The 16,742-nt window shown below is 38.6% G+C and carries 12 protein-coding genes; 7 read left to right on the forward strand and 5 right to left on the reverse strand.

From position 1 onward, the window contains the following. Positions 1–50 precede the first annotated feature (50 nt). Complete coding sequence (locus RTR43_RS07980) at positions 51–518, forward strand: SRPBCC family protein (protein ID WP_312470927.1); 468 nt, start codon at positions 51–53, stop codon at positions 516–518. An 89-nt stretch (positions 519–607) separates the two neighbouring features. Here RTR43_RS07980 and RTR43_RS07985 read toward each other — a convergent pair whose 3' ends face one another. Continuing rightward, positions 608–1,531, reverse strand: a complete 924-nt coding sequence (locus tag RTR43_RS07985) for an MBL fold metallo-hydrolase (RefSeq protein WP_312470947.1) — start codon at positions 1,529–1,531, stop codon at positions 608–610. A 204-nt stretch (positions 1,532–1,735) separates the two neighbouring features. Next, positions 1,736–2,302 (reverse strand): phosphatase PAP2 family protein, encoded by a 567-nt coding sequence (locus tag RTR43_RS07990; protein WP_312470929.1) that lies wholly within the window; start codon positions 2,300–2,302, stop codon positions 1,736–1,738. A gap of 281 nt (positions 2,303–2,583) precedes the next feature. Here RTR43_RS07990 and RTR43_RS07995 point away from each other — a divergent pair, with 281 nt between their 5' ends. Then, complete coding sequence (locus tag RTR43_RS07995) at positions 2,584–4,563, forward strand: oxidoreductase (RefSeq protein WP_312470931.1); 1,980 nt, start codon at positions 2,584–2,586, stop codon at positions 4,561–4,563. 205 nt (positions 4,564–4,768) lie between these two features. Beyond that, positions 4,769–6,673, forward strand: coding sequence for an N-acetylmuramoyl-L-alanine amidase family protein (locus tag RTR43_RS08000; RefSeq protein WP_312470932.1), 1,905 nt, complete (start codon positions 4,769–4,771; stop codon positions 6,671–6,673). Positions 6,674–7,512: 839 nt separating this feature from the next. Here the strand turns inward: RTR43_RS08000 and RTR43_RS08005 are convergent. Both RTR43_RS08005 and RTR43_RS08010 read right to left on the reverse strand, forming a co-directional pair. Next, the gene (locus RTR43_RS08005) at positions 7,513–7,776 is read right to left on the reverse strand and encodes a hypothetical protein (protein ID WP_312470934.1); all 264 of its coding nucleotides are present in this window, start codon (positions 7,774–7,776) and stop codon (positions 7,513–7,515) included. A gap of 1,259 nt (positions 7,777–9,035) precedes the next feature. Beyond that, entirely contained in the window at positions 9,036–9,254 is a 219-nt protein-coding gene (locus RTR43_RS08010; protein ID WP_312470935.1) for a hypothetical protein, read from the reverse strand. Positions 9,255–9,708: 454 nt separating this feature from the next. On the opposite strand from RTR43_RS08010, the gene RTR43_RS08015 reads away from it, so the two are divergent. From RTR43_RS08015 to RTR43_RS08025, 3 genes are all read left to right on the forward strand, one after another. Continuing rightward, positions 9,709–11,178 (forward strand): protein adenylyltransferase SelO, encoded by a 1,470-nt coding sequence (locus tag RTR43_RS08015; RefSeq protein WP_312470936.1) that lies wholly within the window; start codon positions 9,709–9,711, stop codon positions 11,176–11,178. Positions 11,179–11,294: 116 nt separating this feature from the next. After that, the gene (locus RTR43_RS08020) at positions 11,295–11,597 is read left to right on the forward strand and encodes an MTH1187 family thiamine-binding protein (RefSeq protein ID WP_312470937.1); all 303 of its coding nucleotides are present in this window, start codon (positions 11,295–11,297) and stop codon (positions 11,595–11,597) included. A 227-nt stretch (positions 11,598–11,824) separates the two neighbouring features. Beyond that, entirely contained in the window at positions 11,825–11,959 is a 135-nt protein-coding gene (locus tag RTR43_RS08025; protein ID WP_312470938.1) for a hypothetical protein, read from the forward strand. Between the two features lie 173 nt (positions 11,960–12,132). Here the strand turns inward: RTR43_RS08025 and RTR43_RS08030 are convergent, their stop codons facing one another. Further along, the gene (locus RTR43_RS08030) at positions 12,133–12,297 is read right to left on the reverse strand and encodes an RNA polymerase sigma factor (protein WP_312470940.1); all 165 of its coding nucleotides are present in this window, start codon (positions 12,295–12,297) and stop codon (positions 12,133–12,135) included. A 603-nt stretch (positions 12,298–12,900) separates the two neighbouring features. Between RTR43_RS08030 and RTR43_RS08035 the strand changes: the two genes are divergently transcribed. Then, positions 12,901–16,742 (forward strand): S8 family serine peptidase (locus tag RTR43_RS08035; protein ID WP_312470942.1); only part of this gene is annotated, 3,842 nt, incomplete at its 3' end.

Consider the following 16,742-nt stretch of genomic DNA (forward strand, 5'->3'; position numbering starts at 1 on the left):
GGTGAAGGACCCTTTATTATTTTATCCTGTATTCAATTGGAGGGAAAACGTTGAAAGTCAAGTACGATTATTACTTCGGTTTGCCAAGGAAAATTGTCTGGAAGTATATAAAAGATGAAAAAGTTCTTAGGAACTCTCTCCCAGGTTGTAAGTCATTTATAGAAAGTTCAAGAGGAGTATACCAAGCTGAATTTGAGATTAATATTGGTCCCATTCAAGATCGTTTAATTCTTGAAATTCGGCTAGTTGATGAGAGGTCGCCATCTTTTTATCAGCTAGTTGTTCAAGGGAAAAGTACTCTTGGGGAGATAGATGCTAAAGCAGGGATAAATATTATTGAACTCCAAGGAGAATCCAAGTTAACCATTAGTGCTGATGCTCAGCTAACCGGTGCACTTGCTTTAGCTGGTCAGCGGGTATTAGAAGGAGCGGCGAACAAAGGTTTGGAGGTTTTTTTTCGAAAAATGGAAAAGGAAATAAAAATGAGTCTTTATAAATTGAAAAAAAGAGGCAGGTGATCATAGGACCTCAATTCACCTGCCTTTTTACGTTTCTAGGTAAGGTCTTGGTTTCCTTTTACGAACCGTGATAAGCACTTTTTGCCAAATTAGGCACCCGATTCTATCACGGTTTCGCCAAGTAAGAGCACCTTTAATTGTTCTTGAGGAAGCTGCTGGGTTTCCCATTCACGGTATAAGCTGTCTAATGCCTCTGGTCCCGTGTCATCTGCTAACCGATAGGCGCCATAATGCATTGGCACGAAGGATTTTGCCTTTAATTCAATGAAAGCTTTGACACTGTCCTCCGGTGCAATATGGGCATCGGCCATAAACCATTCCGGTTCATATGCCCCAATCGGCATAAATACCGTATCAATTGTAAATTGCTCTCCTATTTGTTGAAAGCCGCTGAAATAGCCAGTATCACCAACAAAATAAAACGATTCTTGTGGGGTTTGAAAAATCCAGCCGCCCCAATGGGAAGTATTCATATCTCGCAGCGACCGTCTCGTCCAATGCTGGGCTGGGACGAAATGAACGGTTATTCCTTCGTGTTCGACCCTTTCCCACCAGCTCATCTCGGTCACTTTCTGATAGCCTTTTTTGAAAAAAAGGGACTTCAATCCAACAGGGACAAAGTAGTGGGGATTCCCTTTTAATTTTTTCAGAGTAGGAAAGTCTAAATGGTCGTAATGACCATGAGAGATGACAACTAGATCAATCTCCGGCAGGTCTGCTAATGAAATACCCGGTTCTGTTAATCGTTTTTGAAATCCCATCCGTTTGGCCCACACAGGGTCCGTTAAAATATTTACACCATTCAGCTGAATCAAAAAGGTAGAGTGACCAATCCATGTATAAGAGGTCTGGCCGCTGTTTTCGTTTATTTCTTTCACCTTTTTATCTGGACACTGTTCGATGTTAACTGATAAATCCTTCACTTTCGTTCTTCTTTCTTTCTGCCACTTTCTCATATCCTTAAACGATTTGTTACTTGTCACATGATCCAAATTAGCATATCTCTTCATGATTTACTCACCTTATTTTTCACTGAAACTCTTTCATAGGTTGAGTATAGCAATAATCCATTCCCTCATCAAAAATTAACATAAGAAACGAAGGTCATGATTCGGGAGTATAACAATGCTAAACAAAAAAGTGGGGTAAAAGTGAAGGTAGGAAGAAAATCAGAAAGGGATGATCCAAGCTAAGATGGATGATCCCTCAAGTTTACTTTATAATTGCCGGAAAGAAGAACGTAAATGAGTGTACGAACGAAAGATACTAGTTACAAAAGGAGTCCAAAGCTGTTCAGTTAGGTTAACCACGAAGGAGGTGACATTTCCAAGGATGGCGCTGCCGATGATATCTGAAGGGTAATGCTGTCCCATCCAAATACGTGATAACCCCACTAGGATGGAAATCACCCACAAGCTCAAGCCCAATATTCGGTGATAAACAAACACAGAAGCAGCCAAGGCAAAGGCAAGAGCAGTATGTTTACTTGGAAACGAAGAGTCTTTTTTTGATGGGACCGGAGGTAAAAGATGAACTCCATGGTTCAAGAACGGTCTTGACTTAAAATAGAATAGTTTAATCACCATGCTGAGCAGATACGTCGCGCTAGCTGTTACACCAACATTTAATGTCATTTTTTTACAAAAACAGTTGCGATACCAAAGAAAGAGTAACACGAAAAGAAAGACAAACCGAGCTCTCTTGGAAATGGTGATCATAATGAAATCTAAAATACGAGAATTCCCAGCAAACTGGTTAATCACTTTAAATATTCGATAGTTCATAATAATGTCTCCCTCTTTTTTGCCTTGAAATATCAATCGTATTATTTCCGTCTAGTAGGCAAATATGTATGGCATGAAACGATCAGGGAGGCATGGACAAAAGGTGCCCTTCTTGCAAATGGGAGACTATTGGGTACTCTGATGGCCGATACCTTTTCAGCAAATAAATGTCACTTCAATTTCACAGTATTTCTGATTCGTTCGTTTATAATTAGTGTTGGGAATATTTTTTTTATAATAGCTTATGTGAAGTATTGAACAAACTTTAAGGAGGAGTTTGAATGAAGTATAATCATTTATTTGAAAATGGAACCATTGGGAATTTAGTTTTGAAGAATCGAATTGTGATGCCTGCAATGGGAACCAACTTGGCAGGTCCTAATGGTGAGATCACAGACCATCAAATTGCTTATTATGAAGAAAGAGCTAGAGGCGGAACTGGGTTAATTATTGTTGAATTTACATCTATCGAATATGAATTAGGGAAAGGGACGATGAATCAACTAAGAATAGATGAAGGTCGTTTCATACCAGGGATGCATCGATTAGCTAATGCAGTACATAAATATGATGCAAAAATATTTGTTCAGCTTCATCATGCAGGTAGAGAATCAAATTCGCAGCTCACCGGTGGAAAACAAATTGTAGCTCCGAGTCCGGTAACTTGTGCTGCGGTAGGAGAAGAACCAAGGGAATTAACGACGGCAGAAGTGAAAGATTTAGTGAATAAGTTTGTAATGGGTGCATTCAGATGTAAAATCGCAGGCATTGATGGCGTGGAACTTCATGGTGCGCACGGCTACTTAATTAACCAGTTTCTAAGTCCTAATACTAATCTCCGTACCGATGAATATGGCGGCAGCTTTGAAAATAGAATGCGATTTATAGAGGAAATTGTTGATGGTATCAAGGAAAAATGTGGTGAGGATTACCCCGTTACGGTACGACTAAGTGTGGATGAGTTTGATGAAGGTGGACAAGACGTAAAATTGAGCAAGGAAATTAGCCGATATTTAGAAAAAATAGGAGTAGATGGACTACATGCCAGTGCAGGAAACTATAATTCTATGGATAAAATAATAGAATCGATGTTATTCGAACAAGGCTGGAGAGTTTACCTTGCAGAGGAAATTAAAAAAGAAGTGAAAATCCCAGTGATTACTGTTGGGGTGATTCGGGAACCAGAATTCGCGGAAAACATTTTATTAGAGGGAAGAGCCGACTTTATTGCATTAGGACGAGGCCATATCGCAGATCCTGAATGGGCAAAGAAAACATTGGAAGGCCGCGAAAAAGAGATTCGCAAGTGTATTTGTTGTCTTCATTGTACAAGATCCCTTGCTCATGTTCAGTGTTCGGTCAACGTTAGGGCAGGACGAGAACGAGAGTTTAAAGAAATCAAGCCGATAGAGGAAAAGCGGAATGTGGCTGTCGTTGGTGGTGGCCCTGGTGGAATGGAAGCGGCAAGAGTTCTTTCATTAAAGGGATATGGTGTCACCATATTTGAGAAGGACAATAAACTTGGTGGGCAATTGAACCTAGTGACTTCACCAATACCAAAAGAGAAAATGAATTGGATGATTGATTATCATCGCAATGAAATGGAACGATTACATGTTGATGTTCGCCTTAATACTGAGGCTTCAGTAGAAATGATTAAATCTTTAGAGCCATATGCTGTTTTCTTAGCAACTGGTGCTATACCCATTATTCCGGATATAGAAGGAAATGACCTTACAAATGTGTGTGATTATGAAGATGTTCTTTTGGAACGAAAAGCATTTAGGAACAAAAGAATCGCAGTAATCGGAAGTGGGATGGTTTGTTATAGTGTAACCAGACAGCTTGCTGCAATGGGGAACGACGTGACATTGGTTGAAATCCCTACTACCACTGGTGAAAAAGTCTCAGCCCCCACAAGATTGATGCTCCTAAATCGTTTGAAAAAGGCAAATGTCGAGATTTTCGAAGGTCAAAAAGTAGCTAAGATCCTTGCAAATTCCATCATTGTCGAGGATGAATTATCAGCACTTCAATTGGAATTGGAAGTGGATCATGTTGTGTTATCCATGGGGACGGGGGCCTATAATCCATTAGAAGAGTCCTATCGCAAACATTTTCATAATGTCTATGTAATAGGCGACGCTAACAATCCAGGTTCGATTACGAATGCGATAAAAGATGGATTTGAAAAGGCATTTGTTATTGAATCTCTTGTGTTAAAAAAAGATGCAGCGGAAGAGTTTAAGCTGCATAAATGACCTAAAATGTGAAGTATAAGGAAATTATAGGGTACCTAACATTATTTTATCCAATATTCTTTCCATTTGTAACATTAATACTTTCAATATTTATCCTATTGTTTTTTTTGTAAACTCACAAAAAAATAGTAATATTATAAAATTACCTTATTTTTACAATTATAGTAATATTTATGGTAGAATACTCTCGAAAGGGGGTTGAAATATGAAATTCAGGAAGTTGTTGGTATCTTTATTGTCGTTAGTTTTAATTTTTACTGGAGCTGGTTGGAGTAGTATTTCTAGTGTGGTTTCTGAAAAAAAGGGTGTTTTCAAATTAGGTGAGTTCGTCATTAAAAAAAAGCCAGATCATATTTTACTAGATTGGAACGATGTTGAAGGGGCAAAAAAGTATGTTGTTAAATGTGGTGAGGATGTAGTTTATTTAGGTAATATTTCTGAATTTACTCAAGAAGAATTGGATGAAGGAAGTTTAAATGAATACTCTATTTCTGCTATTGATGATAACGATACTATTATTGATAATGTTTATTTGAAAGTTTTTACCCCTATTGAGGATGAAACATATAGAAATATAGGGGTTGATGTTATTGCTAATGACAATAGTATTGTATTAGATTGGCCATCAGTAGAAAAATCGGAAGAATACAATGTATACAGGAATGGAGAACTTCTTGGTACTGTATTAGACAGCTTGTTTGTCGATGAAAATCTTAGTGAAGATACGGTATACAACTATACTATTGAAACAAAAGTTAAATTCTCCGACGAAAAGATACAAGATCTGAAGCATAAGTTAATTGCTTACGCAAAAAGAGTACAACAAGAAGAATTTCGTGAGGGTGTTCCAATAAAACAGTATAGTGTTGATGAAGAAGAGAATGAAAATTCAGATGAAACGCATGATTCTGAACATTCTGAACTTGAGACAGCTATCACTGATTTAGAAAATAATCCATATGACATAGTTGTAATATCTACACAAATTAATACTCTTCCAAAATTAAGTGCACCTATATCCTTGGATGAATTTGTTAATTCGCGGATAGTTAGTGCTTTACAATCGTTACCATCCCAGTCATCGATTAGGATTAACACTATGATTTTGAATACTGATAAGTACAATGGGTATCTTCCAGGCCCAGGATCTTCAAAATATTACTATTCTACTGATAATAGAACAACAATCGATGCCTATGGGAGTACTAGGTCTTCTTTAACTGCAACAATAAACTGGAGTGATCGAAGTGTTATACAAACTAAAAGTGTTGGAATTACTAAACAGTATTCTAAGAATTCGAATGGACAATATATTTATGAATCTGAAAAACTAGCTTCAGGTGAAAATGTTTATTTAGGCGTAACCAAAAAAACTCAATCTATGGTGGATATTAATTTTTTACACAAGGCAGGGAATCCATTTTATACTTTTGCTCCTCCTGTCGATTATGAATTTCGCTCTGAAATATATCGAGATGGAACAACTAATATGAGAGGATATCATACTCTATTTCCTTCGATGGGAATCTTTAGAAATGATGGACAGGGTTATAGAACACTTTATACACACAACCAAGGTTCAAGAACACCATGGGATCTTTATGCGAACAAAATTATAGATTTTTCGAATTCAGGTAAAGGTTGGCAATACATTGAAGGAACATGGTATTATTTTGACTCTTCAGGTGCTATGCAAACAGGTTGGCAATCTATTGGAGGTGCATGGTATTATTTCAATTCATCAGGTGCAATGCAAACAGGTTGGCAGTCTGTTGGGGGCAAATGGTATTATTTCAATTCAGGAGGAGCAATGCTAACAGGCTCGCAGTCTATTAGAAGCACATGGTATTATTTTAATTCATCAGGAGCAATGCAAACAGGTTGGCAATCAATTGTAAACACATGGTATTACTTCAATTCATCAGGAGCAATGCAAACAGGTTGGCAGTCTATTGGAAGCACATGGTATTATTTCAATTCTTCAGGTGGCATGCAAACAGGTTGGCAATATATAGGAAGCAATTGGTACTATTTTTATAGTAGTGGAGCTATGGCGTTTAATACTACTATTGATGGTTATAAACTAGGGCCCGATGGAAAAATGCTATAGACTTCAAACTTATTAAAGAAATGAGTCGGTTAAATTAGTAACGGTTTACGAACAATATAAGATTGATGTAATGATACAGAGAAAGTGTCTTATTGGCAACAAAATGAACTAAAAAGAGGGCCAGTTGCTTATGGAAAAATCCTAAAATGGCGTAATAATGGGAGTAGGCTAGGATTAAATTCTGCTCTTACGAACATAAATTTAATAAAAAGGCATCCGTATAGTCATTCGGATGCCTTTTGCCTACAATCTGAGGTAAGACTTAACGGTCGTACTCCTTTTCATATGAAAAATGAAGAATTAACTAATCCCTACTACAAAGGAAAAGACCCAAATAATCCTCTCTTGTTTAGATGTTTACCTAATCTTTTAATTCCAATCTAATTTTTATTCGGTTATAAAATTTTCATTATCAAAGGGTTTTTATATCTTTGGTAATACCATTGGTGAAAAAAACATCTCAACCCAAGTTATTAAATTTGGTCTGGGACACTTTCACCAAATCTTTTGAGCACAACCAAAACTAATTCTTTTAATCCTAGATTTTTCTTCCGTTCATAGTCCAACTCTGCTAACTAATATTATTTGCTATTTTCTATGCAGTAATGATTGAAATTTTTTCCATAATATAGATCTCTCTTTAAAGATAATAAAAGATTATTTTTGTGTCTTTGTTTTTAACTATATGGTGAGTTCTACAAAATATATAAACGGTTTCTTTTTAGCTGGCTATGTTAATTTATATTGTTGCTTTTAACAAAAAATAGAGTTGTACCCAATTTATAGGTCAACTCTGATTTTTTTTTGTTATTTCGGGAGGTGAATCCTCAACCCCCCCCCTAATTTGTTATAACTTGTTCTTTTCTTTTTTCAACATTTTTAATGATGCAATCAATGATAAAGAAGGTCGTAACATAAACAATGGAAACATAAAAAGCCGTTATTAAAAGGTCAGAGCTAGTGAATGAAAATAATATCGCACAAAGAATGGCACACATCAAATGTTTTACATAAGAAAAAATTACGTGGTTACTTTTACCTAATGATTCAATTGCCATTGACGTAAGCACACCAACGACAAATATCACAGGCACAGTTACCATACTTACCGCTAATCCTATTGAAAAATAGGAATCAGAATCATAAGTAAAAAATATTGGTACGATAAAAAAATCAATGATTGACGTTAAAAATGCTGCAAATAATTTTCTACTAAGTATATCTATACCTCCTGTTCCTTGAATCCTGCCCTTTAGCCACTCATGCAGCAGAGCTGCACCACAGTGAATGAAAATGGTTAGGAAGTGTCAATACTGATACTAACCTTAATCCAGTCAACTATATTTCATAGATTTATTAATTAACGCTCTCCTCTGAAGGAAAATTTAATTTTCAGGATAGTTGAGTATTTGTTGAGTAACGGACAGTTTATTTATTTTCTATATTATAGATTTATATTCTACAAATATTCCCAAAAACCTTTTTATTAGGTAATTAATGTACTAAATTTTCGAGTTCATATTGAATCATGTGTTTCTCGAACAGGAAATTTTGCAGGCGTTGAGGCGGAAATGATATTGGGGTTTTATCCTAATTCCTTTATTACTAGTGGGGTATAATGTTATCTGAACTAACATAAACGTTTAGAGATGTTTTTTTCTTTTCAAATATTGCCTCTTTATATACAGTATCAGCGAATAAAAGCAGGTACAATTCACCTTTTATTTTTGTGTACATCATATCAAAGAAATGTGGTTAAAGACATGATATTGAGTCTCTGTGGGTACGATTTTTCTTGAAAGGCTGGAAGCAGTTGTTTATAACAGGTAACCAAGGTTGACATACCCACTGCTCTAGCCGACATAATGACGATGGCATGACTAATATTTTCATTCTACTAGTTATTTCTAGTAAAAAAATCTTTATACTTGCACTATTTTCGTTAAAAAGTCGTTCTCGATAATTAATTTAACTAGAATGGACTGGATAACACTATATTTATCTAGTTCAAACTATCTGATATAAGTAAGGGGACGATTCCCCTTTAATCGATAGGTTAAGGAAGCAGAGAAAGAATACAATTGTTCACTTTGGAAGTGGAAAATTGCGAATAACATCCCAATAAACAGGACAAATTGTCACATATAGCAATAATTATGGTACTCATTGAACTTTGAGTGTCAGCAAAGAACGCACCTATTAGACATATCTAACATGTGCGTTCTTTTTGTTTTCATATGTTTACTCAACCTAACCTTAGTATCATTACAAACGACTTTTCAAAGCATAATTGGTATTGATTTCCTTCTCAATTTTTTGAATAACACTATTATCCCTTAAGGAGGGAGTATACAAATATTATTTACCTTTTTTTCTTTTTTGAATTATCTACAATAAGTTTATTTTTCTTAACGATTTCTATGATAACTTGTACATGGATATTTTTTTCATCCATACTGATAACACTTGCAACTTTTCCTTTACGACCTTTAATTGTTAAATCTTCACCTACGGAAGGTACTCGGTTAAGCAGCTGAGTTAATAAAAGGTTTTTGTTTTCGAAAAAATGAACAGCAAACATTTTGTCCTCACCTATTTCAAATGGAATGTGTTACAAAAAAAATGCTCAAATTGGATCCTCACTATAAAATATATGATTCTAGTTAGATTTAGACCAAGTACTAAAATAAAAAATTTTGACTGGCTTCAAAGTATGTAATTATATTATTTTATTATTACTGACAGTGCTTTTTATCTTTGTAGATTTAAGTCTTGCTATACTCAACAAACCTCCAGTTTTGCGATTAAATTGGAATATATAAGGATGGAGGAACAGCAGATTTAAAAAATATTTAAAGGGCGTCATCTATGGGTGGAAAGGATATAATAAATGGTAATAGAAGACACTAAAAGGAGATACCTTGTGTTGATTTGGAAAGTTAATTACTAAAAACATCATGAAATGTTTATGATTTTTATTTTAGGTATAAGAAAAAACTAGGATACGTAAAGACTTAAGAAGAAAAGGAGATCCGATGATAAAAGACATAAAAGAAACAGGATGGAACTTTGACAACAGTTACGCTCGTCTACCGAAATCATTTTTTACCAGGCACAACCCAACCCCTGTTCGCTTACCGAATCTGATCATACTCAATGAACCGTTGGCGACATCGCTGGGGTTAAACGTCGAAGCACTGCAAAGCGAAGCTGGGGTAGCGGTGCTTGCTGGCAACCGGATTCCTGACGGGGCTATGCCGCTTGCTCAAGCATATGCCGGTCATCAATTTGGGCATTTCACGATGTTAGGGGACGGTCGGGCTGTGCTACTAGGGGAGCAGACCACTCCCCGAGGTGAGCGGTTTGATATTCAGCTCAAGGGACCAGGGAGAACGCCATATTCTCGTGGGGGCGATGGTCGAGCAGCCGTTGGACCGATGCTGCGTGAATACATTATTAGCGAAGCGATGCATGCACTTGGTATTCCTACCACCCGCAGTCTAGCCGTGGTGACCACCGGTGAGTCCGTCATCCGGGAAACCGAACTGCCTGGTGCTATTCTCACCCGAGTGGCTGCTAGTCAACTACGCGTCGGTACCTTCCAATACGTTGCAAAATGGGGCCAAGTGGAGGAACTCCAGATCCTAGCTGATTCTACACTAAAGCGCCATTATCCAGACGTTGAAGCGGATGAAAATCGATACCTTACGCTGCTTCAGGAAGTGATCAAGCGTCAGGCCGCACTGATAGCCAAATGGCAAATGGTTGGCTTTATCCACGGAGTGATGAACACCGACAATATGACCATTAGCGGAGAAACGATCGATTATGGTCCTTGCGCTTTCATGGATCATTATGACCCGGAAACGGTATTCAGTTCGATTGACAGGCAAGGCCGCTATGCCTATGGCAATCAGCCTTATATTGCCGGGTGGAATCTGGCGCGCTTTGCTGAAACCCTTTTGCCGCTGCTGCATGATGATCAAGAGCAGGCTGTTAAACTTGCTCAGGATGCGATTTCAAATTATATGGAGTTATATCAAGCTAATTGGCTAGAGGGAATGAGAGCAAAACTGGGAATATTTAATGAAGAGAAAGAGGATGAATCCCTTGTTGAAGGCCTCCTCAGTATGATGCAGAAGTATCGTGCCGACTATACCAATACCTTCCGAGCCTTAACTTTTGAAAAACTAGAGGAAACGGTTCTTATTGGGACGCCAGAATTTACACAGTGGCATGAGCTATGGCAGGCGAGACTTGAAAGACAGGAGGAATCGAAGGCATCCTCGCAGCAGTTGATGCAAAACAGTAATCCTGCGGTGATCCCACGGAACCATCGAGTCGAAGAGTCGCTTGAAGCCGTAGTGGAACAAGAAGATTACAGTGTAATGGAGCGACTACTGGGTGTTCTGTCGAAGCCCTATGCGGATTCCCCAGAAAAGAAGGATTACTGCACATTGCCTGCGCCATCAAACCTTCCATACCGAACTTTTTGCGGTACATGATTGAAGCGTCGGGACGGTTCTTTTGCATCATTTTCATTTCAAAGAGATAATGAAGGGGACAGTTCCATTTTCTGTTGTAATCATTTAGAGAGAATGGGAAAATAGGAGGAATAAATATGGCTATTATTGATATTACAATCATTCCGGTAGGAACAGCTACTTCCAGTGTTAGCGAATATGTAGCTGATATTCATAAAGTCCTTCACCAATATGAAGGGCAAATTAAGTTTCAATTAACACCGATGAGCACTCTAATTGAAGGCGATCTAAAGCAATTGCTACACATTGTGCAAGAGATTCATGAAGTGCCGTTTCAAAAAGGTGTCCAAAGAGTTTGCACCAATATCCGAATTGATGACCGGCGGGATAAGGAACATTCAATGGAGCGAAAGCTAAGAGCGGTACAAAGTAAATTATAAGGCTCAGCATTTTTTGACATGTCAAAAAAACATCATACACCTATGTTCAATGGAGCTAAGGTAGAAAGATATTTTCAGGCTGTCGACTAAGTCGACGGCCGTTTTTATTAGGTTTTACAACCAAAAATAAAAAAATAGGATAAATTGTTTTAAAATTCATGCACAAATTTGATTCTCCGTCATATAGTAACTTCTGTGTGAGAAATGTTAGGGAGGAAGTAAAAATAATGAATAACAATCAATTAATAACAGCAAGGAAAAACGAGTTCAAAGAAGGAGAAAATGGCTATAAGATCATTGAATTTAATGTATCTGATCCAACAGAAAGTTTATTTTCCGTGGTCACCCCAATAAAAAAGTAAAAAGATAAAAAATCTCGAACTAGAAAAACTATCTTTTTTGTAATGATACATAGAAAGATGGTTCGTTCTGTTGCATCATTTTCATTGCAAACGCAATAAATCAAGGGGCAGTTCCGCAACTTTTTGGAGCGGGAACTACCCCTTTTCGTTTGGATAACTTAATTTTACCTTATTTATTTCTTTGATGCTGTATACTTTTCAAATACCTTAAGAAAGGTTTCCTGCATCAGATCTTCTGCTGTTTGTGGCTCTTGGACAATAGCATATATGCACTTAAAAATTGATGCACTATAATCCTCGTACCACCGAAAAAATATTTGGTCTTTAAAGGACTCCATTTTGCTACCTCCTCTTTAGTTATTAGAGAGACGCTCCCCAATTGAAAAAGTTACAAAGCAAATTCGAAATCTGAGAAAAAATAAACATTTTCGAATACAAATTGGTGAAGCTCCGCTTAGCGCTGCTTACACCGTCTTAATTATGGTAGGTTGGTTCTTTGAATGAATTGTAACTCCATAGCAGATGGTGGCGTGGAACGGCTTTGCGTTTTCTACGATGTGGAGTGGGGAAAAAAAAACTATTAAATTACTGAATGTGAGTATTTGTCCATTTCTATGTATTAATTAAACTAGGACCATCGAATTGTTTTTAGAAAAAAATGGAACATCATCTTCGAAAAAGATGATGAAACTAGTCAAAAGGATTTAGCTTAAATATGAAACAAGCACTGTCGACTTCATTTTGGACTAATTTTCTAATTTTCCCAATAACAACTAAAGTATCAATTTCTGAATATTCTAGTTTATACGATAAGATTCGACACAAAAGGCATTTTTAAAGGGCTATTTTTAAAGTAGCACCTAGTTATTTACATATAGTGTGCACCAGAAAGGAGGGTAGTAGATTCATTGATGAAGGAGAATACTTAGGGGGGTAAGAGGATGAAAAGAAAACAACGCCGATGGTTATCGATTCTACTTACAGCCATTCTAGTATTGCCGTTGCTCTTGCAACCGCAAATGAATGCTGACGCTGCTACAAAAGGAGTAAGTGTTTCAGCCAAGGATGAGCTGCCAACACCAAAGCAAAAAGTAACGAATTCGTTGTACAAGCAATTTGCTGATCAAGATAAAGTTACCTTTCTTATCAAAATGAAAGAGCAGGTGGATTCAGCTAAAGTTGCCAAGGCAGCTGAGGATAAAGCCAAGCAGCAGAAGGCGACACCTGCAAAAACAAAATCATTAAAGCGAAACACAATTGTTTCCGAGTTAAAAGCAACGGCAAAAGAAACACAGTCTGACGTGTTAGCGTTTCTTGAAGAGCAAGTGAAGGCTGGAAAGGCCAAGGATGTTCATTCCTACTATATCGTGAATGCGATTGCGGTTACAGCAACACAAGAAGTAATGGAAAAAGCAGCAGCATTTCTAGAGGTTGAAAAAATCCTCCCGAACGAAACAAGACAATTGTTCGTTCCGGAAAAATCCTCAGGTACAGCTGTACAAGAACCGGCAGCAGGAACCAATTCGATCGAATGGAATATTGATCGTGTAGGAGCCCCTGCAGTTTGGGAAATGGGGATCGATGGCAGCGGGGTTGTCATTGGTTCGATTGATACCGGAGTGCAATGGAATCATCCGGCATTAAAGGAAAAATATCGCGGTTATAATCCAGCAACAGGTCAAGCGGATAATACGTATAGCTGGTTTGATGCAACTCGTGGTCAAACTACACCATATGATGATCACGGGCATGGAACACATACAACAGGAACTATGGTTGGTTCAGAGCCGAATGGTTCCAATATCATCGGTGTCGCACCAGGTGCAAAGTGGATTGCGGTAAAGGCATTCACGCCAGATGGTGGCGAGGATGCAGATTTATTAGAAGCTGGTGAATGGATGATGGCCCCAGGTGGAAATCCTGATAAGGCACCAGATGTTATCAATAATTCATGGGGCGGTGGTCCTGGGCTAGATGAGTGGTACCGTCCGATGGTTCAGGCGTGGAGAGCGGCAGAAATCTTCCCGGAATTCTCTGCAGGAAATACAAACTTAGGTAATCCTGGCGGCCCTGGATCTGTAGCTAATCCGGCAAACTACCCAGAAGCAGTCGCTACAGGGGCCACTGATATTAACAACAAACTTGGAGGCTTTTCCTTACTTGGGCCTTCTCCATATGGGGAAATCAAACCGGAACTTTCAGCACCGGGTGTCAATATTCGTTCTGCTGTCCCTGGTGGCAGCTATGAAGGCGGATGGAATGGAACCTCGATGGCTGGTCCGCACGTTTCAGCAGCCATTGCCTTACTTAAGCAAGCAAATTCAAGCTTAACAGTGGATGATCTAGAACGAATTTTACAAACAACAGCCATTCCTTTAACTGACAACAAATATCCAACATCACCAAATAACGGTTATGGCTCAGGATTATTGAATGTATTTGATGCCGTATCTGCTGTTGTTTCTGGTTTAGGAAAACTAAAAGGCCAGGTAACGAAAGAAGGAACGGACAGTGAAGCACCGGTGTTAACACATTCCCAACCTGGCGCGGTTTTTGCAGGTATGCCGTTAACGTTAGAAGCTTCCGCTGCTGATAATATTAGTGTAACAAATGTATCGCTCCAATATCAAAAGCAAGATGGTTCATGGACGACTGTTGCTGCCCAGCGGATTAGCGGCGATTACAAAAATGGAACTTACCGCGTGAATATTCCTGGTGCAGACATTTCAGGCAATGCTTTCGTATATAAGTGGAAAGCTCTTGATTTCGGTGGAAATGAATCTGTTAGTGAACATAGGGCCACTGTTCTTCCAGGGATTACTGTAGGCTATGTTGCTGATTTTGAAAGTAATCCTGATGGCTGGACTTCTTACGGTGCCAACAATTCTTGGCAGTGGGGTAAGCCAACTAACGGTCCTGGGGAAGCTTTTTCCGGTGAAAAAGTATATGCGACAAATCTAACTGGAAATTATGCTAGTAAAGCAAACGCTTCATTACAGATGCCGCCAATTGATTTGCCTGAAGGAAACAGTTATCTCCAATTTAAGCAATGGTATGAGCTTGAAAAAAACTATGATTTTGGGCATGTATTTGTTTCAACAGACGGTGTGAACTGGGTTCAAAAGCTTCGCGTTAATAATTTGTCAAATGGCTGGATTGACGGTGAAGTGAATTTAAGTGAATATGCTGGCCAAAGAATTTATGTAGCTTTCAACATCACAACTGATGGCGGTGTGACAAAGCAAGGCTGGTATATTGATGATGTTCGTTTAACAAATGCACCACATGCTACATCACAAAAAGCAGAGGTGGACGTCACAACTGAAAATGATGAGTCTGCAGCAGCTTCTGTTAAAAAAGAAAAGGTCAATCCGGATAAGTTAACTATGATGATGCCTGAGGTGAAAAAGGAAGCAAGCACTGAAAAGTCTGCTCCAATGCAATTACCTATGCAGGCTCAAGTAACGGTTGTGGAAACCGGTCGTTCTGTTGCCACTAATCCGACAAATGGAAGCTTTGAGATGACACATGCAGCAGGAACATTTACGGTCATTGCTGAAAGCTATGGCCATCACTCGCAAACTAAATCAGTAACGATAGCACAGGACGGAGAAGAAACAGCGAACTTTACACTTCAGGAACAAGTGAAGGGAACTGTTTCGGGAACGATCAAGAATAAGGCATCAGGACAGCCAGTTGCTGGGGCGACTGTATATGTTATAGAAGATGCACATGTTCAGCCTGTCCAAACGGATGAAAACGGACATTTTTCAATTACGGCCTACGAAGGTGATTATACACTTAAGGTCATATCTCCACATTATTACAGTCAAGAAGCTAGCATTAAACTAAAAGGAAATATCGAGAAAAATTTCGATATTAAGCCGTTCATTGGTTATCCAGGTGAAATTGGCTATGACGATGGAACTGCGGAAAATGCACGTGCATTTTACGATGCCGGAAATGGCTGGGGTGTAAAAATGTCCTTAGAGAAAGGGAACAAAAAAGCATTTGTTAGAAGTGGCTTGTTCCGATTCGGGGATGGAGAGTGGCCAGATCCAGGTGGTACTGCCTTTAAAGTAGCCGTATATGATGCTTCTGGCCCGGGCGGAGCACCAGGTAAAAAGCTGGCGGGACCTTTTGATGCTACAGCCCTTCGTAATGGTCAATGGACGCAAGTAGATTTAAGCAGCCATGGAATTATTGTTGAAGGCGATTTCTATATCGTCTACATCCAAGCCGCAGACAGTCCATATGTTCCTGGTTTGGCAACAGATGATGATGGGCCAAATACGTATCGAAGCTGGCAGTTGGTAAGCGGGGAATGGACACCTTCCCCGAAAACAGAAGGCAACTATATGATTCGTGCAGTGGTTGATTATGAAGTAACAGAACCATCGATTACCTCTCCTGTTGATGGAGCGTTCACCAACGTTGAAACAGTAACTGTGAAAGGTGAAGCTGCACCAAAGACAAAGGTTCATATATTTAATAAAGGCGTAGAAGTTGCGGCTGTTGATACAAAGGATGATGGCAAATATTCTGTTGACGTGAAACTCAATAAGGGTGAGAACCAATTAACGGCAAAAGCATCTACAGCACAAGGGATGACGGATGCTTCCGCACCTGTAAATGTAACCTATGATGCCGATGCGCCGGAGTTAACGATTGGTTCGCCAACGGATGGAAGTAAATTGAATAAAGAAACCGTCACCGTTACTGGAACAGTCGCAGATAATTATTTAAATTTTGTCCTTGTCAATGGAACAACAGCAAAAGTTGA

This window comes from Neobacillus sp., from assembly GCF_031988165.1.
Lineage (GTDB): Bacteria > Bacillota > Bacilli > Bacillales > Cytobacillaceae > Neobacillus > Neobacillus rhizosphaerae.